The sequence below is a fragment of the Agrobacterium sp. LMR679 genome, from assembly GCF_027157905.1.
In the GTDB taxonomy this organism is placed as follows: Bacteria; Pseudomonadota; Alphaproteobacteria; order Rhizobiales; family Rhizobiaceae; genus Agrobacterium; species Agrobacterium leguminum.
On sequence record NZ_JAPVOJ010000001.1, the window covers coordinates 1,408,379 to 1,427,979 of the forward strand.

Annotated in this window: 31 protein-coding genes and 1 pseudogene; 2 read left to right on the forward strand and 30 right to left on the reverse strand. The window is 59.1% G+C overall.

What is annotated here, in order from left to right; translation table 11 throughout:
- Window positions 1-32: 32 nt before the first annotated feature.
- From O3W47_RS06525 to O3W47_RS06670, 30 genes and pseudogenes are all read right to left on the reverse strand, one after another.
- Entirely contained in the window at window positions 33-1,652 is a 1,620-nt protein-coding gene (locus O3W47_RS06525; RefSeq protein WP_269313279.1) for a DUF935 domain-containing protein, read from the reverse strand.
- Window positions 1,652-3,189: pseudogene (locus O3W47_RS06530) on the reverse strand (hypothetical protein). Before O3W47_RS06530 ends, O3W47_RS06525 begins: the two are co-directional and overlap by 1 nt.
- Window positions 3,190-3,498: 309 nt before the next feature.
- Window positions 3,499-4,164 (reverse strand): phage protein Gp27 family protein, encoded by a 666-nt coding sequence (locus O3W47_RS06535; RefSeq protein ID WP_269313280.1) that lies wholly within the window; start codon window positions 4,162-4,164, stop codon window positions 3,499-3,501.
- A gap of 1 nt (window position 4,165) precedes the next feature.
- Complete coding sequence (locus tag O3W47_RS06540; RefSeq protein ID WP_051671866.1) at window positions 4,166-4,477, reverse strand: VpaChn25_0724 family phage protein; 312 nt, start codon at window positions 4,475-4,477, stop codon at window positions 4,166-4,168.
- A complete protein-coding gene (locus O3W47_RS06545) occupies window positions 4,474-4,848 on the reverse strand; it encodes a DUF2730 family protein (protein WP_051671865.1) in 375 nt (124 codons plus the stop codon). The genes O3W47_RS06540 and O3W47_RS06545 overlap by 4 nt, the downstream gene beginning before the upstream one ends.
- Window positions 4,845-5,063 (reverse strand): TraR/DksA C4-type zinc finger protein, encoded by a 219-nt coding sequence (locus tag O3W47_RS06550; protein ID WP_153315214.1) that lies wholly within the window; start codon window positions 5,061-5,063, stop codon window positions 4,845-4,847. Before O3W47_RS06550 ends, O3W47_RS06545 begins: the two co-directional genes overlap by 4 nt.
- On the reverse strand, window positions 5,060-5,578 hold the full coding sequence (locus O3W47_RS06555; protein WP_269313281.1) for a hypothetical protein: 519 nt from the start codon (window positions 5,576-5,578) through the stop codon (window positions 5,060-5,062). Before O3W47_RS06555 ends, O3W47_RS06550 begins: the two co-directional genes overlap by 4 nt.
- Window positions 5,579-5,580: 2 nt before the next feature.
- Entirely contained in the window at window positions 5,581-5,907 is a 327-nt protein-coding gene (locus tag O3W47_RS06560) for a cell wall anchor protein (RefSeq protein WP_113076009.1), read from the reverse strand.
- Window positions 5,908-5,948: 41 nt separating this feature from the next.
- Window positions 5,949-6,692, reverse strand: coding sequence for a TIGR02594 family protein (locus O3W47_RS06565; RefSeq protein WP_269313282.1), 744 nt, complete (start codon window positions 6,690-6,692; stop codon window positions 5,949-5,951).
- 108 nt (window positions 6,693-6,800) lie between these two features.
- Window positions 6,801-7,172, reverse strand: a complete 372-nt coding sequence (locus tag O3W47_RS06570) for a sigma factor-like helix-turn-helix DNA-binding protein (protein WP_269313283.1) — start codon at window positions 7,170-7,172, stop codon at window positions 6,801-6,803.
- The gene (locus tag O3W47_RS06575) at window positions 7,150-7,377 is read right to left on the reverse strand and encodes a hypothetical protein (protein ID WP_153315220.1); all 228 of its coding nucleotides are present in this window, start codon (window positions 7,375-7,377) and stop codon (window positions 7,150-7,152) included. The genes O3W47_RS06570 and O3W47_RS06575 overlap by 23 nt, the downstream gene beginning before the upstream one ends.
- Window positions 7,377-8,054, reverse strand: coding sequence for a regulatory protein GemA (locus O3W47_RS06580; RefSeq protein ID WP_269313284.1), 678 nt, complete (start codon window positions 8,052-8,054; stop codon window positions 7,377-7,379). The genes O3W47_RS06575 and O3W47_RS06580 overlap by 1 nt, the downstream gene beginning before the upstream one ends.
- Complete coding sequence (locus O3W47_RS06585; protein WP_269313285.1) at window positions 8,051-8,245, reverse strand: hypothetical protein; 195 nt, start codon at window positions 8,243-8,245, stop codon at window positions 8,051-8,053. The genes O3W47_RS06580 and O3W47_RS06585 overlap by 4 nt, the downstream gene beginning before the upstream one ends.
- Window positions 8,229-8,492, reverse strand: a complete 264-nt coding sequence (locus O3W47_RS06590) for a hypothetical protein (protein WP_269313286.1) — start codon at window positions 8,490-8,492, stop codon at window positions 8,229-8,231. The genes O3W47_RS06585 and O3W47_RS06590 overlap by 17 nt, the downstream gene beginning before the upstream one ends.
- Window positions 8,482-8,685: a hypothetical protein gene (locus O3W47_RS06595; protein WP_269313287.1), complete on the reverse strand. Its 204-nt coding sequence runs from the start codon at window positions 8,683-8,685 to the stop codon at window positions 8,482-8,484. Before O3W47_RS06595 ends, O3W47_RS06590 begins: the two co-directional genes overlap by 11 nt.
- Window positions 8,682-8,888 carry a hypothetical protein gene (locus O3W47_RS06600; RefSeq protein ID WP_269313288.1) on the reverse strand — a complete coding sequence of 69 codons (207 nt, stop codon included), beginning with the start codon at window positions 8,886-8,888 and terminating at the stop codon, window positions 8,682-8,684. The genes O3W47_RS06595 and O3W47_RS06600 overlap by 4 nt, the downstream gene beginning before the upstream one ends.
- Window positions 8,885-9,223, reverse strand: coding sequence for a hypothetical protein (locus O3W47_RS06605; RefSeq protein WP_269313289.1), 339 nt, complete (start codon window positions 9,221-9,223; stop codon window positions 8,885-8,887). The genes O3W47_RS06600 and O3W47_RS06605 overlap by 4 nt, the downstream gene beginning before the upstream one ends.
- Window positions 9,220-9,459, reverse strand: a complete 240-nt coding sequence (locus tag O3W47_RS06610) for a hypothetical protein (protein ID WP_269313290.1) — start codon at window positions 9,457-9,459, stop codon at window positions 9,220-9,222. The genes O3W47_RS06605 and O3W47_RS06610 overlap by 4 nt, the downstream gene beginning before the upstream one ends.
- Window positions 9,456-9,908 (reverse strand): hypothetical protein, encoded by a 453-nt coding sequence (locus O3W47_RS06615; protein WP_269313291.1) that lies wholly within the window; start codon window positions 9,906-9,908, stop codon window positions 9,456-9,458. Before O3W47_RS06615 ends, O3W47_RS06610 begins: the two co-directional genes overlap by 4 nt.
- Window positions 9,905-10,354: a hypothetical protein gene (locus tag O3W47_RS06620; protein WP_269313292.1), complete on the reverse strand. Its 450-nt coding sequence runs from the start codon at window positions 10,352-10,354 to the stop codon at window positions 9,905-9,907. Before O3W47_RS06620 ends, O3W47_RS06615 begins: the two co-directional genes overlap by 4 nt.
- 8 nt (window positions 10,355-10,362) lie before the next feature.
- Window positions 10,363-11,016 (reverse strand): DUF3164 family protein, encoded by a 654-nt coding sequence (locus tag O3W47_RS06625; protein ID WP_269313293.1) that lies wholly within the window; start codon window positions 11,014-11,016, stop codon window positions 10,363-10,365.
- Window positions 11,017-11,049: 33 nt separating this feature from the next.
- On the reverse strand, window positions 11,050-11,412 hold the full coding sequence (locus O3W47_RS06630; protein WP_269313294.1) for a hypothetical protein: 363 nt from the start codon (window positions 11,410-11,412) through the stop codon (window positions 11,050-11,052).
- Complete coding sequence (locus O3W47_RS06635; protein WP_269313295.1) at window positions 11,396-11,650, reverse strand: hypothetical protein; 255 nt, start codon at window positions 11,648-11,650, stop codon at window positions 11,396-11,398. The genes O3W47_RS06630 and O3W47_RS06635 overlap by 17 nt, the downstream gene beginning before the upstream one ends.
- A 67-nt stretch (window positions 11,651-11,717) precedes the next feature.
- Window positions 11,718-12,749 (reverse strand): AAA family ATPase, encoded by a 1,032-nt coding sequence (locus O3W47_RS06640; RefSeq protein WP_080866946.1) that lies wholly within the window; start codon window positions 12,747-12,749, stop codon window positions 11,718-11,720.
- 77 nt (window positions 12,750-12,826) lie between these two features.
- A complete protein-coding gene (locus tag O3W47_RS06645) occupies window positions 12,827-14,764 on the reverse strand; it encodes a transposase domain-containing protein (protein ID WP_269313296.1) in 1,938 nt (645 codons plus the stop codon).
- 77 nt (window positions 14,765-14,841) lie between these two features.
- Window positions 14,842-15,306, reverse strand: coding sequence for a hypothetical protein (locus tag O3W47_RS06650; protein ID WP_080819450.1), 465 nt, complete (start codon window positions 15,304-15,306; stop codon window positions 14,842-14,844).
- On the reverse strand, window positions 15,303-16,148 hold the full coding sequence (locus tag O3W47_RS06655; RefSeq protein ID WP_269313297.1) for a ParB/RepB/Spo0J family partition protein: 846 nt from the start codon (window positions 16,146-16,148) through the stop codon (window positions 15,303-15,305). The genes O3W47_RS06650 and O3W47_RS06655 overlap by 4 nt, the downstream gene beginning before the upstream one ends.
- Complete coding sequence (locus O3W47_RS06660; protein ID WP_269313298.1) at window positions 16,141-16,395, reverse strand: hypothetical protein; 255 nt, start codon at window positions 16,393-16,395, stop codon at window positions 16,141-16,143. The genes O3W47_RS06655 and O3W47_RS06660 overlap by 8 nt, the downstream gene beginning before the upstream one ends.
- Window positions 16,396-16,645: 250 nt before the next feature.
- The gene (locus O3W47_RS06665; RefSeq protein WP_269313299.1) at window positions 16,646-17,251 is read right to left on the reverse strand and encodes a hypothetical protein; all 606 of its coding nucleotides are present in this window, start codon (window positions 17,249-17,251) and stop codon (window positions 16,646-16,648) included.
- A gap of 358 nt (window positions 17,252-17,609) precedes the next feature.
- Window positions 17,610-17,939, reverse strand: coding sequence for a helix-turn-helix domain-containing protein (locus O3W47_RS06670; RefSeq protein WP_035261684.1), 330 nt, complete (start codon window positions 17,937-17,939; stop codon window positions 17,610-17,612).
- A 130-nt stretch (window positions 17,940-18,069) separates the two neighbouring features.
- On the opposite strand from O3W47_RS06670, the gene O3W47_RS06675 reads away from it, so the two are divergent.
- Both O3W47_RS06675 and O3W47_RS06680 read left to right on the forward strand, forming a co-directional pair.
- On the forward strand, window positions 18,070-18,756 hold the full coding sequence (locus tag O3W47_RS06675) for a S24 family peptidase (RefSeq protein ID WP_269313300.1): 687 nt from the start codon (window positions 18,070-18,072) through the stop codon (window positions 18,754-18,756).
- Between the two features lie 142 nt (window positions 18,757-18,898).
- A complete protein-coding gene (locus O3W47_RS06680) occupies window positions 18,899-19,111 on the forward strand; it encodes a hypothetical protein (RefSeq protein ID WP_065656690.1) in 213 nt (70 codons plus the stop codon).
- The last annotated feature ends 490 nt before the right edge of the window (window positions 19,112-19,601 follow it).

Here is a 19,601-nt window from a genome sequence, read left to right on the forward strand (position 1 = left end):
AAGCCCCCTGAAGCGCGTCAGCGGGCCTCCTGTCATGACTGCCTCTTGAGGTCATCGATGAGCGCGGCCTGACCGATCAGGTGCGCCATCGTCATGCCACGCGCCATGGCTTCCGCGAGCGCATCGGCCGACAGATCGAGATCCGCGAGTTTGCGGGCGGCGTCCCGGAGATCCGTGGCGGAAGACAGGATCTCGCGTACTTCGTCGATCATGCCGTCCATGGCGGCCGCCGCGTCCTTCTCCAGGCGATCGGTGAGCTTGTCGAGCAGGTCCGGTTCCTCGCGGGAATGCGCCGAGGCGAACAGCCGATCGAGGCTTTGCTTTGCGGTCAGCGGTTTTGGCTGTGGCTTGTCCTCGGGAGGAATGACTGTCTCGACACGTCCGCCGACCAGCTCGGCATCCGTCGCAGGCGTGGGAATGCCCAGGCGGTCACGAAGGAAGCTGGCCTCGGCCGTCAGGCCATGCTTGGCGAGCTTGTCGAAAGCCTCTGCAAATTCCTTCAGCGGCACTTCGTCCGGGCGGCCGATGTGGATTTTCGGGTATTCGTCCTGGGGACCGAAGTTGAAAGCGATGATGTTCGGGACGAGCTGCGCATTGAGCGTGTCGGACGCGTCAAGGGCGTCGGAACGCTCAATGTCTTCCTGGACAAGGCGATGCTCTTTGGCAACTGCATGGCCACCGGAAACAGCGTCCGTCGTTGTCGTCTGGCCGAGGATCAGCTTGGAAATCTCGCGATTGTACCAGTCCGCCCGCTTTTCGAACATATCCGTCGAGCTGCTCTTCGAGCCGACCTCGTGAAACTCGATCAGCATCTCGCGGGGAATGATGGCCGCGCAGTCGCCGGCAATTCCGGAGACCGCCCGCCACAAGACATCCTTTTCCTGTTCGGTCGCGCCCCGGCCATATTTGCCGATGCGGATCGGCTGGCCGTAGTTCTGTACGAAGACCGCCCAGTCTTTCACCGTGAAGCTCTTGAACATCCAAAGCCAGACGGCAACGCGGGCGATGCCTGAGCGGATCGTTAAACCGGACTTCGCCTTGGAACGATGGACAACGAACTTGTGCGGAGTGAGCGGCTCACCGGCAACGCCCTCGCGTAGCAGCAAGGTTTCGCCGTCTGTCCGGTCAAACGTGAACCAGCGCTGTGTCCGCCAGACCAGGGCGCGCGGGAGCACCTTGCCGTTCTTGTGGTGCCAGTCTGTCTCCAGGACAGAGATTGCCTTGCCGATTGCATCGAGCATGTCGAAGAGAGCGGAACGCAGCACGCCTGTCTCGATCCAATCCCGCAAGAACTGGGCGTGCTTCTTGTGTTCCTCGCTATCCGACGCGGACGTGACAGTGATTGGTAGCTGCGAGACCGATCGGCGGCGCGTGGCGAGCTGCGCGAGATAATGGCTATCGCGTTCTTCGATGTCTTCGGCCAGCTCGAAATAGGCTTCCACTTCGCCCTGGTCGGCAGCACGGAGAATGGATGCCAGTTTGAGCGGCGTCATGCCATCGGCCGGGTGACCGGAAATCCACTGGCGAACCCCGCCCACCTGTGCGCCGGCAGCTTCTTCCATCAGCTCGGCCGCGCTGACGGCCTTGCCGTCCTGATCCTTCATGGAGTTGGCGAGGTGACGAGAAATCTTCTGCTTCTTCTTTTTCGCCATCAGAGCGATCCTCTCAGGTAGACATTGACGGTCCCGCCTCGGCGGTCATCGTCATGCATCGGCGGGCCACCATTGTGGCCCTGCATCGGATTGTTGGGTTTGCGGTTGGTCTCGTACTCGTAGGCGATGGCCTCCTGGTTGGAAGCAAACCACGCGAGCGCCCCGGCCGGCGCGGTGTCGCCGTGACGATCGTAGCCGTCAGCGCCCTTCGTCGAGTGTTCGTCCGGAACCTTGATGATGCCGTTGACGTAGGCGAGCGCCTGGTGGTCGGCGAGAACATCGGCGTCTTTCGGTAAAAGCAGGCTCTTATCAACAAAGGCCTCGATGTAACCGGGCATATTGGCTGCGTACCATTTGGCAGATGTCATCACCTCGTGGATACATTCCCCCAGCGCTGGCGGGCCTTTTCGGCAAGGTACTGGCCGTTGCCTCGCGCATCGAGCGCGCCCCCGATCAGACGCGGCAGGGCGTCACCGATGTAGAAGAGAATGTCGCGCTGCTGGTCGAACGGAATATTCTTCAGCTCGACAATCAGGCGGGCGCGGCGGATGAGATCGGCTCCGATCTCGAAGACCACGATCGCAGTTTTGTCCCCGGAGCGGGCAAAGTCTTCGCCAAAGCAGTGTTCACGGTCCTTGTCGAGCTTGTCTAAAAGGGGCTTCAAGAGGCCCTCACAGAACTCTTCAGCCTGCTCGGTGCGCTCGAAATCGTCGAGGTTCTTGAACTCGTCCGGTCGGTCCCATCGCACCACGGCCGGCAGATCGGCGGACATGCAGCGCTCGATCAGCACGCGCGTCAACGCGGCCCCTTCCGATTCCGCTGGGATCGCGTCAAGTTCCTGTTTCATCTTGGAAGTGCGCGTGCCATAGGCCGAGCGGATTTTCGCTTCCCAGGCGTTCTCCTTCTCCTGCGACCATTCTTCGCCCTTGATCAGGCAGACGCGTTTGAACAAGCCGTTCTTGACGGCGTCGCCGAAGGTGAAGGTGTGGAAGTTGAAGCCGTTCTTTCCGGCCTCGGCTTCCTTGATCAGTTCATTGAACGGGTTGCTGACGCCGTTGTGCGAGGAAATCACACGGACCTTGCCGCCCCAGATCAGGAGAGCCGCGACAGAATCAATGACGGCGCGCACATCACGATGGAAGGCCGCTTCGTCGATGCAGACCGTGCCCTGAAGACCGCGAATGTTTTCCGGCCGGGAGGAAAGCGCCTCGATGCGGAAGCCGGACTTGAAACGGATGATGTAGCTTGAGATCGCGTTTGTGGTGCCGTCGTCGCGCTGGTCGAAGAAAATGCCGTCTTCGATCGTCAGCAGTTCCTTGGCGACGGTCTTTGCGAAATGCGCGGCATAGCCGATGAACTCCCGGCCCTTCGGCTTGGTGTCCGGAATGTAGAAATAGTTCTGCCCGCCTGCCGATCGCTGGGCCGCCGCTATCAGCGTTGCATCAAGTGCCTCGGCGAAGGTTATGCCGGTTCGGCGACCCTTGGCGCAGCCCTTCAGCAGACTGTCGTCGGCAATCCATTCGGCCTGATGCGCCATAAGGACGCCTTCAGCCAATGGATCGAGATCAGCCGGGATATCGGCACCACGAGGCAATTCGTCCGGCAACTTGGCCGGATCGATCGGAAGCACTGGCGGGTCGGTCCATTTGCCTTGCGGCAAACCGGGCAAGGCTTCAGCCACGCTGTTCCTCCATGCACGCAAGACCGGTCCCTTTGCAGGACCGGCAATCGTTCTTCAGGTCATAGACGGTGCTGGAAATGGTGCCGTCTCGGCGACGGTTAATCCGCTTGATCGCCCGCCCCGTGCCATCGCACCTGGTGCACGGGTCTTTCGGAAGGGTGACGTTCATTCCTGGTCATCCTTCTTCTCGGCGTCAGGAGAGACCTCGGGAACGGATTTCGCCTTCGGGCGCACGCCGAGGAACTCGCGACGGGCGCGTGCGATGGCCTCTTTTGAAATGCCGGGTTCGTTCGAAAGCACGTCGAGCGCCTTTTCCGCCTTGGCTTTCATGTCGGCCTCGATGCGGCGGGCCTTCTCTTCAGCTTCCAGCTTCAGACGGCGGTTCGAAGACGTGACCTGGGCGGCCGAGGCAGCGCGCAGCGCGTTCGCCAGCTCCATGGCACCTTTTGGCGAAATGCCGGCATCACCTGCCGATTGCAGCAGCTCGAAAATCAGCGTCTTGATCGCCTCGGCCGCGATCAGCGTCAGATCGTCGGAGCCGGCCGCGTCCATGCGCTCGGAAATGGTAGCGGCGATTTCGCGGGTCTGTTCAAGCCGGCGCGTCATCTGTGACAGTCGGATGGCGAAGCGATTGAAGGCCGAAAATGACGGGATGTCGAAATCGAGACCGATTTCGCCCTGAAGCGCGATCAGCTTCGTTTTCCACTCGGCATAGATGTCGAGCTGGCTGCGATCACGGTCGGCAAGTTCCTGCGATGCCCAGGAGATCGCATCGCTGCATTCCTCGGGCAGAAGATCGATTGCTGAAAGTCGGCCGCGTGCTTTTGCCATGTCAGGCACCCACGCGCGACGGACGCTTCACGCCCTCAATGGCAGACTGGCGATCGACATGGCGACGGCCGAGATCGGTCAAGGAAGCAATCTTGATGCTGCCAGCGCTGACGACGACAACAGCGCCCATCGTTTCCAGATACTCGATCTGCTGATGCACCCATGGCCGTTCCTGGTTGATGCCAAAATTAGCAAGAACCGGTTCAAGCATGGAGCTGCTCAGGCTCTCATTCACCTGTTCCGCCAAGGCTCTCAAGATGATGAGCCGCGCTTCTTCGCGCATGATTTTCATATAGTCGATACCGATGCTCATTGTTTGCCTGCCGTTTCCACCAGTAGCTGGTTCATTCTTTCGTTCGTGGCTTTGATGGGCTTGAGGGTTTCGTTCAGCGTGTCGAGGCGGCCATTCACCTTCTCCAGGGCAAGCTCCAGGCGGTGCTGGCTCTCCCGATCGGGCAGGTGGCGCATTTCCCCCTCAATCGCCTGGATGCGGCGGTCATGGCTGGTAAGCTTGGTTTCGTGGGCCTCTACGTCTTTGCCCAGGAGCGCGATTTCCTCGCGACCGCTTTTGATGTCGGCCTCAAGCTTTTTTTCGCCGCTGGAGAAAAAGACCTTGAGGTGACCGAGGACAGCGAGACTGGAGAGAACCAGCGTCAGCCAGGGAATGATTTCAGTCGGCGTCATCGGCGGGCCTTTTCAAACTTCGTCTGGCAGACGATGCACCGGGTGGCGGATGGCAATGCGATGCGGCGCTCGCGGGCGATGTCGTTTCCGCAGTCTTCACACTCGAACGTGCCGGCTCCGCGCAGAGAGCGCGAGGCGGCGGCAATCCCCGCCTCGCGCTCCTGTTCGGCCCGTTCGGCGGCCAGATCGAGAGCGGCGTTTCCACCAAAGTTCATCTGGGGGTCTCCACCACCTGTCGAAGACTGACGCCTTGAGCCAGTTCCGGCAGCTTCGACATGATGATCTCGTTCAAAGCCTTTGCGTTGACGCCGAGTTTCTCGATCGCGTCCGGGTTCTTCTCAATGACGTATCTGGCCGCATCCGCGATGATCGCTTCGCTGACCTGCCCGCCGACGTGGATGACGCCGGCTTTGGCCAGAGCGAACCGCACGGCATTGGCCGCCGACTGATGGAGCGCATCGCGCAGTTTGCTTTCGATATCGATGCGCTGCTTTTCGTCCGTGATCTTCAGGAGCGAAATAACGCGGGCGCTGATCCATGTGACCAACACCGGCCCAACGGTCGAGACGAGCAGCACGATAACCGGCTGCATGATCGTCCAAGCCTCATACCAGATCGAAGACGGTGCGATGACCGGGGCAGCGTCCTGGGCGAAGGCCGGCGTCAGAATGAACCAGCTAATGCAGACGAAAGCCACCAGTCCAGCAAGGTAGTAAAACAGCCTGGTCATGATTACCCCTCGACCTTTCTGGCTTCGCGCAAGGCGAGCGTGATGGCGGCATAGGCCTCGGCAACCTTCACGAGGGCGTTTGCAGCAGTGACGGAAGACGGGTCACGGCAAACCACTTCCGCCGCATCCCAGGCGGCTTTCTCCTTGGCGACGACGGAGGGCTTGATGGTGCCGGTGCTGGCAACAACTACGAAAGCACTATGCGCCGTCGCAGCGGCCGAGCAGACCTGCGGCAAATTCTTCTGGATCGCATTGTCGATCGATCCGGTGGACTGGCAGGCCGACAACGCAAGCGTTGCAGCGACTGCGACGAAGACAGACTTGAACATGATGGTCCTTTTGATGATTGGGGGTGGAAACGGCATTTTCGTCAGGCCTCGGTTTTCGAGACAGGGACGCCAGCGCTGGAAAGCTCGACCTTGCCGCCGATCGGCGCATCGGCCGTCTTAGGCCAGCGGACGCCACCAGTGACGAGCCGGCTTTTTTCGATCCGGGTGATCGAAACGGAATTGCTCTGGTTGCCACCTAGGACGTGATAGTGCGTCCGGTCTTCGCCGACATAGAGGCTGACGTGGTGACCACCCTTGCGCTTGAACACAAGGATCGCACCGCGTGCAATTCGGCTTTCGACGCCGAACTTCTTCCAGTTCAAAGCGCCGAGCGGATTGGCGGGAAGCGCTTCTTTCGGAAGAGTGGTGGCGATGAGATTGCCGACGAACAGCCCGCACCACGGAATGTCATCGTCGGTGAAGAAACTCGCAACCCAGCCGCCGAGCTTCTTGGCCCAACCCATGATCGTCGGATTGGATTTCGAGCCAGCGATTTCCTTGAGGCCCATGAAGCGGCGGCCTTCTCGCATCCACACCGGCTCGGCTGGAACCACGACCTTGTCGTGAACAACAAGTGTGCCGTTCGGGTTTTTGCTCTTTACGCCGCGAAGGAGGTTTACGGTCGCAGTATCAGCGCGGCCAGTCTCGTTCAGGCCCGCCGCATGCTGGAAACGCAAGAGCGCCGCAATAACCTCGCGGCCATGGACGCCGTCCGCGACCCCACCATAAGCTCCGGCGACACGCAGGCGATCGATCAGCCATTCGTCAAATGTTTGAGTGGTCAAGAAAAGCCCCGTCATGATGGCAACTGGCGGAGATCGCGCGGGCCGATATTGGGGGCAAATTAGAGTTTGGGCCTGAAACAAATCAGGCCCGCCGTTGCGGGCGGGCCTTTAAAACATTTCCATCTGGCGGGGGTCTGTCTTCCGCCTGGACTTGAGTGGCTCCCGTTTTCGGGCGCGCTGCAAAAGTCTTTCGACACCGCTTTCGGTCAAACCGAGCCTTTTGGCAATATCGCGGTTGCTCATTTCGGCATCGACGTAGCGGCGGGCGCGAAACTCACGTGCCAGAGGCACTCTTATATATCCGCCCGGATATGCTTTGGCTAGACGGTATGCAGCATCAACGCCGATCGTGGAAGAAAGTTCGCTGCGCTCGGGATCGGACGGCACATAAAGCCTGACGCCGGCATGGGCTTCGACCAGGGAGAAGAAGCCGTCTTCGCCAAGTGTCGACAACAGATCAAGGGTGAGGTCTTCGGCCACGGGTAATCCTGTTCGAAATGTTGAGCTGCTCTTCGGTCAGCGCCCGCAGGCGTGCTTCCAGCTCGATACGCCGGTGTGAAAAGCGCGGCAGCTTGGCGATCCTCTCCGCCAGTTGGTCGCGCCGATTCTGAAGAACATCGATCTCCCGCTGGTCCGGCCAGCCAAAGAGCGGCATGCCATTCAGGGGAGCGATGTTCCCGGTCATCACTTTTGAGCCTTCTTCAGTTGGCGAACCTGCGGCCCGAAATAATTCATGACGGATATCCACTCGGCGTCCGTCACATCCCGATAAGCAGCTTTCTGCTTCAGCAGCTCCGTGACGAAAGGCCAGAAATCGTCACGGCCGCTCCCCGGTGAGAGGATCGCCCACTGTGCACGGGCGATCTTGTAGCCGTGCCTCTTTTCGTAAGGCTGGCACGGAACAGGATCGGCCCAGGCGACACCCGCCCGCGCAAGCATCCCCTTCAGCGCCTCGATGACGCTCGCGCCGTCGCTAGCCTTGTGGACGAAACGCATGTCGGAAATGTTCGGCAACTGCCGACCCATGGCGAAAGCTTCAACTGCGCTGTCACGGCGATCGTCGATCACGCCGAGATTGTAGCAGGCGATCCAGAGCGCCCGCATCTTCGGCAGGTATTTGCCGGAAAGCTTGCGCTTGCCGTCGCGGCCGTCCTGGCGAAAACCCGGCAATGACGGCGCCGAAGGCTTCGGCCTGTACCCAAGCCGCCGCAACTCGTCGACAACGGATTTCCGTTGCTGTGTGGTCATCAGGGAAAGCCGGGTCTGGCCGGTCACTCGGGCGTAGATGTCGCGCTGCGCGTCCTCTTCGGTGATACCGAGTTGGCGGAAACCGCCATGTATGGCGCGGATGTGCTGGCTCATTTCGACATCCTCCGTGCCGCATGATCCGCGATGTCGGTAAGGCAGAACTCGGAAGATTTGTCTTCGCCGCCTTCCTCGGTAACGACTAGGACGAACATCTTGCCGTTTTTCGCGTGAACGAAATGGCCGTCCTTCAGAAATGCGTCGATCAGCGCCGTCAGCAACTGATCGGGTTCAAATGTCCTCGGCATTGTAGGCCTCGCTGATTTCGGTGGTGGTGAAGGTGGCTTTGAAAACCGGGATGAAGAAGCGTACATAGACGAACTGGACGGACCAGCCCCGGCGCTGCGCCTTCTCCCAGGTGTCGGGTTTGCGGTATTTGGATGCGATTGCCCTGGCGGCAGTATCGCCCCAAGTTTTCGGCTGAAGCTTTCCCGAGGGAGAGCAAAGCACATAGCCTTTCGAGAAGGCCGCAGGGATTTGGCGCTTACTCGTCATAGGCAACGAACTCCAGCTCGGCCGGATGGCAATTGCTGTAATGATTGTCGCCATGGAAATGCACCTTGACGTAGTGTCGATGCTCGCGGCCTTCCGGCTTGATCTTGCCGTAGCGGGCGGTCACCGTGTGCCGGACGAGCCGGTTCACGGTGATCTCGATGCCATAGTAATTGCGGATGTAATCGTAGCTCACGACAGGAACCTTTCGAGTTCCCGCGCCAATGAGCGCAGAGGGATGAATGGCACCGTGATGCCCAAGTCATGGGCCTGCGGTACGAAGACGCGAAGAAAGAGATCGCCATCGATGAGAACGACATCGCTTTCAGCGGTGGCGAGGCACTCCTGCAAGGCGCGCTCGATTTCGGCGGTGCGGCGGGTGACTGCGGAGACCATCATTTCACCCCATCATCAAGAACGGCATCGACTAGATTGCCGTCAGCGATAGCTATGACGAGATTGGCGATAAGCCGATCGGTGCTGATCTCACGCCTGGCGGCGTGAGGGCGAAGGCGCTGACGAGCAGAGAGCGGGATAAGGTCGGCAACCGTGGAGCCGGTTGCTGAAACCTTCTTTGCCGAACGGTTTCTGGCCCGTTTTGCGCAGCTTTCCAGACCGGAGGCGGCGTTTTCGCTGATGCCAAGTATTTTGGCGATGTCGCTGATCCGTTTTCCCTGCTCGCGCATGGCCAGGACGGCGGCGGTTTTCGTGGCGTAGCCCATGACCTCCGTCATGCCGCACCGCCTTTCGAGGCATAGTAGGCGAGCCTTTCCTCGATGCCCGGCACCAGCCCATTGTTGAGCATGCCGGCAGCCAGGCGCGCATCGCCCATGACCGTGAGCAAGATGGCCGCGATCGCGTGTTCTGTCGTCACCAGTATCTCGGACCGCTTTGCGATCGGGTCGCGTTCGTCGATTATGGCTTTGGCGGCAGCGAGGGCGCGGACGGTATCATTGACGCTCTTGCTCATGCTTCACCGCCTTCCGCCGGAGCGAGATGCTGGAATACAATGGCTTCGATCTCTGTGAGCGGGATGGTGCTGCTGGCGACGGCAATCAGTTCGGACAGGAACCACATGCGCAAATCCTCGCGGCTTGCCGCCAGGCGGGCTTTCTCAGGGTTTTCGCTGATGAGGCTTTTCAGATGCGTCTCAAGCATGGCGAGTTCTGAGATGCCCTCCGCCTTGGCAATGGCGTTCATGACAATGCCGAGGGTGTTTCGCTTCAAGGCGGCACCCTCACTATCGCCGGTCTTTTCATCACGGCGGATGTAGTACTGAAGGGTGTCACGAAACAGCTTCACGAGAACGAGCAGTTCATTGATGTCGGCGCTCGGTATCATGCGCCAGCCTTCGGGAATACGATGCGCCAGTCGATGAAGCTCTTCCAGTTCTTCCGGGCTGATTGTGACCGTGCTCATACCTCACCGCCTTCCGCCATGGAGTTGCGATGCTGCTGGCTGGCAAGCGTGAGAACAGTAGGAACGACCATGTCGAGCCGATCGACCGTGAACCAGCGCCATCTAAGGTGTCCCCAAGAGCTAGAAAACGATTGCGTTCCCGAGTGGTAGCGCCGAACGCAAATCTCGGCTTTGACAATAAGCCCGGTCCGGCCTGCAAGGCACCAACGCTCCATGAAAGCACCAGCCTGTTCCTTGCCGTCCTCGAATTGGTCCATGTCGATGACGCTGGCGAGTTCGGGGAAGCCTTCCAGAATGGCGGTTACATCAGGCAGCTTCGTATTATCGGCAAAATCCTGCAGCCACTCCGGAGGGCTGTCAGGATCGCCAAGGGCTTCGATCATGTAGATCGCAGCCACGCGGGCTTCTGCATCGAGAAGGTTATCGTAGACGTGAAGATCGCTCATATCGCACCTCACGCCTTCGCCAGATCGATGGTGATGGCCTGCCAATCGGCCTCAAGGCTGTCGCGCTTGTAAAAGCGAACATATTCCTTGGAGCCGGTGACACGGATGGCGTCACGGATAGCTTCCATCGCCGTTTTCCAGCGGCTGTCCTCAATCTCCAGCTTCAGCAGCATGAAGACATCGGCACGGTTCACCTGACCTTCCTTTTCGGTGTTGAAGGCGCGGGTGACAATGGACTGGATTTCAGGGCGGCTGTCGGCGCTCCATTCCGTCAAGCACTGGTCGATGAGCTGCTTTGCGATCTGAAGCTCGGGGCCGAAGGTGATGAGATCGGAGACGGCCACCTGAATTTTCATCAGGCCGTCATAGGTCTGATAGGTGCGATTGCCTTTCTTGCCGCCGATCGTCACGCCGTACTCGTACGCCAGAAGCGTATCAAGGGAAGAGAGGTCAGCAGCCGTGTGGCCACGGAACCGGGAAAGCTGCGCGTTGAGATTTTCAGCAAAGGCGATGCACTTGCGAACAGTCTGATCTTCGAGCTTGTACTGATCCTTGACGTTGCCGATCGGATCGAGACCGCCCTTGGCGTTGTGCATGAACTCCCGGCCGTTGACGATGGTGATGCCGGGCTTGTCGTTTTCTTCGAGAATGACTGACTGCATGGGTACAACCTCATAAATTAATGTGAAAGGGGATCAGGCCGCGTCGCCACCGGACGGCGCGGAAGGTGCGGAGGAATTGGAGGGCTTGGGGCGGAACTGGACGACGTTGCCGCCATCCTCGATGTCAGGCCTCATCAACTGAAGCACCTCGGCCGTCACGGCGGTCATGTCGGAAATCAGCTTCAGCCGATCCTCGAAGGCGCGCCGGTTCCATTCCGCGCACGACCAGGCGTTTTCGAGATTGCGGGCATGATCGGCGATCTTGCCAACGCTCATCACCAGCCTCGACGACATGGCGCGGTCGAGGTGGATGTGCCCTTTCTCGGCCAGTTCCGAGTTGAGGCCGCGATAAAGCTCACGCAGGAGATCGGAAACGCAGTCAGGCTTCGCCGTCATTCTTCTTTCCTCCAAAGTTCGGGCGGATGATGTTGCCTTCGGCCTTTTTCAGAAGGCCGGTGAGTTCGCCGGTTGCGAGCTGCTCGGCGGTCTTGGCGAGCAGCTTCCCGGCCTCGCTGTCGCGCAGAATGGAAAGCTCCAGCTCAAGATGGCCGGCCTGCTGTGACAGGGCGCGAAGGGTTTTCAGGACGGTCTGGGCGGATTGCGCATCCAGTTCCAGTTTTTCGTCCGGCTTCATCTTTTGGCTTCCCCGAAGATGCCCGCGAGATAATCCAGGTGAGATTTGAGGGAAGGGTTTTCCGGCGTCATAGGCTGTCTCCCATGTCGCGGTTCTTCCAGGCGGCCTGAAGGTGCTCCAGGCGAACGCCTTCCTCGCCGTCGCCGATGGCGAGCATGGACGCGGCCTTCATGGTGCGGTCGATCTGGCGAAGCGCACCAGGCTTCATGGCAATACCTTTGAGAAAGGTGGCGCAATCGCTGCCATCCTCTACGCCCCAGGCCTTGATGAGCATTTCCGCGTCCGCAACGGGATTGCGAACCGTGCGAACCTGCCGGTCAAAGCGGGAAAGCACCTGCGCACGGCTGGCAACTGAACGACCCTGGTCCTTGATAAAGGCGGTTGCGGTGTCCTCATTGCCGATCAAAGCGACGCCGCAATGGTCATTATCCACGAAGTGACGAAGCTGGTTGATCGCGTCCGGAACCGCGTTCTGTGCCTCATCAACGATCAGCAGTGACCCTTCGCCGACGCGCTTCAGCTTCGCCCCGAGGGCGCGGGCGAACTTTGCGGGATTATGCTCTTGCACCTCCAGAGCTGCGCACAATTCGACCAGCATGCCGTGAACCGTCTTGGTGCTCGGGCTAAGCGTCACCTTGAAGACATGAGGCCGAGTGGCGGCAAAGTGCTGCACGGCAGCGGTTTTGCCAGAGCCTGCGGGCAGGGTGACGCGGACGAAACCGGACGTTACCTGAGCAAACAGAAGAGCGTTGTAAACGTCCATGCCGACCGTCGTGCGCTGGAACGGCGGTGACACGGGCATGATAGCGGCCATGTTCTGGCTGGCGTCGATAGCATCAAGCCAGTTGGCCAACTGCTGATTTACGTTCGCCAGGACGCCGAGGTACTTTCCGCTAAACCAAGGGGAAAACGTGCCGTCCGGAACGCCCGAGCGGCGGGACACTTCGGCTTTCGTCCAACCGTACGTGACGGCGACATCAACGGTGCGCGCTGTCAGCTTGCGCCATTCGGCAACGTCGGAAGCCGGATGCTTGGCGGTAAACTCGATCGTCGGTTGAGACTGTTCCCAGACGGTATTTGTGCTGGTCGTCTTTTTCATATAAAGGTTCCTTTGTTCAATTGTGGGGCGGCCTTTAGGTCGCTCATTTTTTTCGCCCTGTTGGACTGGAACCGTACTCAGTACTTTTCGGCTCTTCTCTTGCGGGCAGGCTTGCCGCCTGCCTCGGTATTCCCCGTGGGGAATTGGATAATTGCGCTTTCCCCGCCCGCCACTCGGGCGAGGCCACGCGCAAAACTGTCTTCGAAATGATCGACGCTGACCGCCTCGACCGGGGCATGTGCAAGGTTGCCGGTGACAAGGCGCGTGACGACTGGACGAACCGGCGTCTGCGGACGCTTCGCAGCCTCGGCCTTGCGGCCCTTTTCCATGATCTCGCCAAGCTGCATCGGTGAGAGCGCCGCATTGCTCTTGGCCACCGCCTGAAGGTTCTTGACGTGCGTCTTGCGTGCCTTCTCCTGGCGACGGGCAGCGCCCGTATCGGCAAAGCCGGTTTTAGCCAGACAGTCGGCGTCACAAAGGAAGCGGCCTTCCGGGTCGTAGACCTTGACCGGCTTGTGCAGGTCGGCCGGATCGAACCGAACCGTCAGCTTCTTGCTGATCCACTCGTTAAGCACGGGGTGCCAGTAGCGGTTACCGTGCATGTGGATCGCGCCGTCCGGCTTGCGGGCCGTTATGGCGACTGCCGAGAGCATCCAGAGCGAACGCTGGGCCATGCTGGCATAACGAACGATGGTGGACGGCTCGGCGATCGACGCATCGAACGTCTGCGCGAAACTGCGGCCGTGGGCGGTTTCCGTGGTGCGGTTCAGCCGGTGGTTATGTTCGTCCACGCACTTCGCGACATGGCGCTGGAGGGTTTCGAGCGGCACGGCGCTATTGCCATAGTTTTCCGGCTTCGCGTCCGGCCGGTTGCCGGTATAGCAACCGGACATGGACGGATGCTTGGAAATTTCCTCGGCGAGATCGCGCCAGGCGCGTTCGATCGGTTTCGACTGACCGGAACGGGGCTTCACGAAATGCGGCTCGATGTCGAGCGTTTTCAGGAGGCCGGCAACATCGTCCTCATTGACCTTGAAGCGATGACGGGTCTTTGCGCCGCCCGAGATCATCTTGCCCGCGAAGGCGCGGCCGTTATCCATATAGATGTGCTCGGGAAGTATGCCGTCATGGTTCTCGATCATCGAACCGATGCAGGTGCGGACAGCCTCCCATGTTTCGGCTTCTGAGAGCGTCCACGAAAGCACCTTGCGTGAATAGACATCCTGAATACCGATCAGGATCACGCGCACCGGCGTCTCCGACCAGGGTGCCCGCACAAACAGGTCGAGCTGGTGACCGTCGGTGTTGACGATTTTCATTGCGTGCAGATGAGCCACGGTGCGCTTCTGCGACGGAAAGAGCTGCTTCGCTTTGTCCTTGCCTTCGCGGGCAATGATCTGCGCTGCCTTCGGCACTTCGGCGTCCAAGCGGCGGCGCAAGGAACGCTCGGAAGGGATCGGTGACAGTTTCTGGTCGCGAGCCACCATCATCATGCGACGATAGCAGGCGCTAAAGGATGGGCGTTCCGGACGCAGGAAGTCGGATTTCAGGATTTTCCACGCCTCGGGGTGGCAGGGAGTGACTTCGGCGGCTTCGCCGCTGGCGCTTCCCGAGAAAGATGGGGCGAGGGCGGCAAGCCAGTCCTGGCGGGAATGGCCTTCAACCATCTTGCGCCACTCGTAATAGGTCGCGGGCACGATATCGGCCCTGCGGGTGACGTGGGCGACGGCATGTTTCATGCTGATGCCGGACGCTCGCAGTTCCTCGACCTCAGTCAGGACGGCAAAGCGGGTCTTGCAGATTGCCTTATGGGCGTCTGAAAGGGCTTCAAAACGGTCCCAAAGCATCTTTGAGAGTTTCGTCGGGCGCGGATCGGTCGGCTCCGCATTGAGAAATGCGAGCTTCGCCTGCGCCACGGGAGGCAGGAAGGAATAATGGTACTCAAAGCCGCCGCCTTGTCCGGCCTTCGGGCGGGCTTTCACGGTGGAACGCACGCCAGAGCGAGCGATAAACAACTCAAGCCCTTGGCGCGTGCTCGGAATACCCGGCAAAGCTGCCTGGGCCAATTCGGCGGATGTGAACCATTCTTTCTTCATTTGCGCACCCGACGAATGTGCACCGGCGTCGCCTGAAGAACTTTCAGTTCCTTGGCGAGCTTCCTCTGCTCCTGGCGAATGCGGGACATTTCCGCGAGGCGGGCTTCGTCACCTTCGAGCAGCAACAGGCCGTCATCGGAAACAACGACATCCCAGAGCCAGAAGGCGTTAGTGGCGCGAACGAAGGCCTTGAAGCGTGGCATGCTGATGTCATGGGCGGTCTTGCTTTCGGCGGTATAGCTGTCGAGAGCCGATTTCGAGACCTTGTCGAGGCCGAGGTAATAGGCCATACGCGCCGCAATCGTGTCGCGGTCGTACTGGCATTCACGGATGGCACGGGCCATTTCGCGTTTCAGGGTCGAACGGAAGCGGTCGATATCGAGGCGTTCCGATGCAGAGCGCACCGGGAAAACCGTCTCCTTGAAGAAGTCCATCTGGTTGGGGTCGCGTTTCGTGCTCATGCTGCCTCCTCGCGGATCGCAGCCATGAGGGCATCTGGCGCGTCAGACATGCCGATGTGCTCAGGGAAGCTATCGCGGGTTTCCTCGCTCGCCTCGTCCCAGGCGGCGATCAGTTTGTTGAGGATGATGGACTGAGAAGCGGCGGGCGGCGTGGCGACCAGAACCGGGGGCTTGGTGAAAGCCAAAACCTTCTTAACATCCGGCGTGTGCTTCAACGCGGCGGCAACGGCGATCTGGTCTTCACGAGGAAGCTTGGCCAAGGTCAAAAGCTGCGACTGGTCGTTTTCGGCCGTGGTGCCACGCACCGCCTGTCTCAGCACCGGATCGAGGTTTTTCCCGATGCTGGTTACCTTTTCATAGGTGCTTTGACCGAAGCCGAAGCGCTCCTTTACACGTTCGGAAAGCTCCCGCCCGCCAGAGAAGACCAAACCGTAATCATTACGGTTTGATTTCTGGTCGCCGCCTCGGGTGATTTTGCCGTGCTTTTCCTCCCAAAGCTCGCGGTACTTCATGACGAAGATGGCGCGATCGAGCGGGTTCAGCTCGTTGCGATACAGGTTCTCGGAGATTTCGAGCAACTGAGCCTCGACGGCATCAGCTTTGACGACAATGGCGTCAATCTCCGTCCAGCCGAGCAACGTTGCGGCGGTGGTGCGATAGCCGCCCGCCACCAGCGTGTAAGGTGTGCCCTTTTTCGCTGGCGTTTTGCGGATCATGATCGGGCTGATCTGCCCGTGTTCAGACATCGAGGCGGCAATTGCCTCGGCATAATCCATATCGATCGGGCGGAGCCGCTCGCCGACAAAGATGCTTGATAGGGTGGCGCGGATGAACTCAGCCATAGGAGGCTTCCTGTCCGGCCGACGCCTCGTAGAGCATTTCCATAAAGGTGTCTTTGGCGCGGGCGGCGATGCGCTCGTAAGCCTTGTCAAAAAGCGGTTCGAAGCGCCGCGCCTCGACGACGCGGACAGCCTGCATGACAGTCCAGCGGGCAACGCCCAGGAGCACGACCAGGCGGCGGCGCGGAACATCGAAATCGACGTGAAGCACGTAGATCGCCATCTGCCGTGCGAGCTTCGCATCGAACATTTCAGCAGGGGGGTGATGATGTGGCGGAGTGGAAGGTGGTTGAAATGCGAACGGCTGGCGCGATAGCTGGCCGCTACCATTGCCTGCAAACGTTCTTCATCGGAATAAGGATTTACCATCGAAACCTCGGAGTTCGTCGCTCGGCGACGGCATTGCGGCAGTTCGATGCCGGGGCGGTGGGGCTGGGTGTTGAGGCCGCCCCGGCATCTGGCGTCGCTCCCTGGGGGTAACAGAGCGACGGTTCGGGAAATCAGCGGGATTTGTTGGCGTCGGAGCGCGCAAGCAGGCGGCAAAGCTCGGGCTGCATGTCCATGGTGAGGCAACCGACAAGCTTATCGTCGATATCTGCATCGCCTTCGCCAAGCAGCAGGTCGACGAGTTTATTTCCAGCCGTCATATGAACATCGGCGTCCATGACTGTGGCGTCAGCTTCTGCCGTCAAAAGCTCTGTCAAAGCCTGCTGCACGACTGTGTCGTCGAGCGTGATCGATTCCGGGCTGTAACCGGCCAACAGCTTCGCTTCGTTGAGGGCATGGGCTGCAACGACAATGGCGCGGGCATTCCGCAGTCGCTCGGCATCCACAGTTTCAAGATCGACGACACAGGCCATGGAAAGAGGCTTTTCTGTTGCCTGGGGCAAAGGCTTGGTGACCGTGGTTGGAGCGGGGCTGAAAACGAGAACGTCGGACGGATGCGGGCGGTCGATCAGGCCGTTTTTGACGCGTTCATGCCAGTGGGCGAACTCGTCAAATGTCGGACCCTCTACATTGCGCTTTTTCACAGCGTTTCCGAAGAAGTGGTAGGCCTCTCTGGTGGACTGCCCACGCTCGACGATGTTATCGAAGGTGGTAATCACAAGGTCTTTCACCCGCGACGGGACACGGTCGAAAAAGGGCACGGCGACGTGATTGCGAACTGCTACGCTCATAGAGCTGCTCCATAGTGTTTGAGGATGGTGATGAGTGCGGCCGAAACGCCCGCGAACGCAGGACTAAAAATCAGCAGGGTTTCGGCCCACCGGCACACTCGGGAGCGGGCCGGAATGAAAATTGGGCTGTCGAAATTGGCATGCGGTTTCGTCATTGTGGGGTGTCTGCTGATCGGCGATTGTCGGGGTGTGGAGCGGTCGAGAGATTGGGTCTGACAGCCGGGGCGAACGAACGCCTTGCACTCGTGCGGTAGGCTAGAGCAGCAATCCCGAACCGTTCCACGCTTCATGCTGCGGCTTGCTCCGCTTCGGCGGCGCGGCGGCCGTTACGGTAATTTTCCGAAGGCTGCGGGCTGAGCCTGCGGCCATCGGGCATGTATCGGGAGAACCAGAGAAGGTGCGGCCGGGTTTTCAGGGCCGCTGCGATTGCGCGTTCACCTGCCGCGTGCGGCTCGTGGACGGCATTGCCGGCTGTGCCGGTGGGCAGGCAATATTTCTTGTCGATCTCGGCAAGCGTGATTTTGGCCACGATGAGCTTGCCTTTAATCCGGGCAATTTCTTCCAGCCGAAGGCGTTCGGCACGGCTCATCTTGCCGCCGTCAGAGACACGGTGCATAAAGGATTCCTTCCAGAAGGGAGGCCCTGACCGGCCTCCTTTTTTGGGGTTATTAATTCTGCGAACACAGAAAGGAATAAATCAGAATTCTGATTTTGTAAATCGGAAATCGGATTTATGCGGTGATTTATTGGCTAGACCTGAGATTCCGTCGAAAACGGCGCTCGGCACGCGACTTCGTGAGTTGCGAAGAAAGCTCGGCGATCCTGAAAGAGACGTGTTTGCGGCCCAGCTCGGCGTCAGCAAAACGACGCTAGGAAATTACGAAAAGGGAGACTCGGAGCCGACCGCTTCGGTGCTGGATTCATATCGCCATAATTTCGGGGCTAATGTCCTCTGGATACTGACGGGCGAAGGCAACATGTTTTCCGAATCTGCAACTGTAACCGAAGGTGTCGATATGGTGGAAATTCCGCTGTACGACGTTCAAGCGGCTGCTGGTTCCGGCCTTATTCCCAAAGACGACGGCCTGCATAATTCCGTTGCTTTTAGCCGCGCTTTCCTTCGAAGCATCGGCGCGAAGCCTGAAAATTGCATCATGTTGGAAGCCAAAGGCGAAAGCATGCTGCCGACTATCCCGGACGGCGCGTTTATGATCGTCGATCAAAGCAAGACCGACATCGTCGATGACCAAGTTTTCGTGTTCCGCGTAGGACCTGGTATCAAGGTGAAGCGGGCAAACTGGCGCATGGACGGCTCGCTAGAACTACGTTCCGATAACGAACAGAATGGTTATCCCAAGGAAATTATCGATGAGGACGTAGCCGATGATCTTTCCGTCATCGGTCAGGTGCTCTCTCTTCTTCGTCGAGCATAATTTAGGAATCACTCAGAGGTGGCATTGACTCATTTTGCAATGAGAACAAAATAGGAACATTAGTAACGCCGAAGATGAGGTAAAGGGTATGGCGCTAGCTGATAAGTTCGTTGTTGTTCCATTCGCGGAGCGGAGACCTGAGATGGTGAATGTGGATTGGAAGCTTGCGCCGAAAAACGCCCGGTGGTGGGCCGTCGATGCCAACGGTGAAGCGCACTGGTTTTGTGAGCCGGACATCGCGGCATTTACTGACTTCTGGTTTTCTGAGCCTATCGGCGCACCTTCATTCGGCTTCGATGGCGACTGGAGAGCGAGCTTAACAGAACGCCCGTCGCGGTTTGGCCTGGTCCGGTAACGCAAAAAGCCGCGTTGCATCTTCACGCAGCGCGGCTTTCCTTTATTGTCATTGATTTCATTGCAAAAATCGGATTTTTTTCGAACGTGCAAGGCAGTTGCATGTTCAATTTGGATTCTGGCCGGTCGTTCTTGCTTATTTAAGAGATTGCCGCGCGAGACCGCCGAATTCTTAAAGGCCGGTTTTCTGGGCTTTAAGGGGTCTTAAAAGACCGATAGGGTGGTTTTTGAAGAGTTGTTGAGGGACGCTCGAATTTTGGCCGTTTCTGCCACGGCGGATCGCAGATCGCGCCGCCAGTCTGTCAAACTTGTTTTTGATTGGTGCTCGCATGCACGCTTGAAAGCCCCTGATTTATAAGGCTTTCTCGCCAGTTCCCGGATATTATCGGATATTCCCAGAGATTCCAGTAAGTGGTGACAAAGTACATTGATCCGATGGTGCCTGCCGGTAAGTTATGCCTAAAAAAAGGGAAACCCGCTTACTGCCAAAA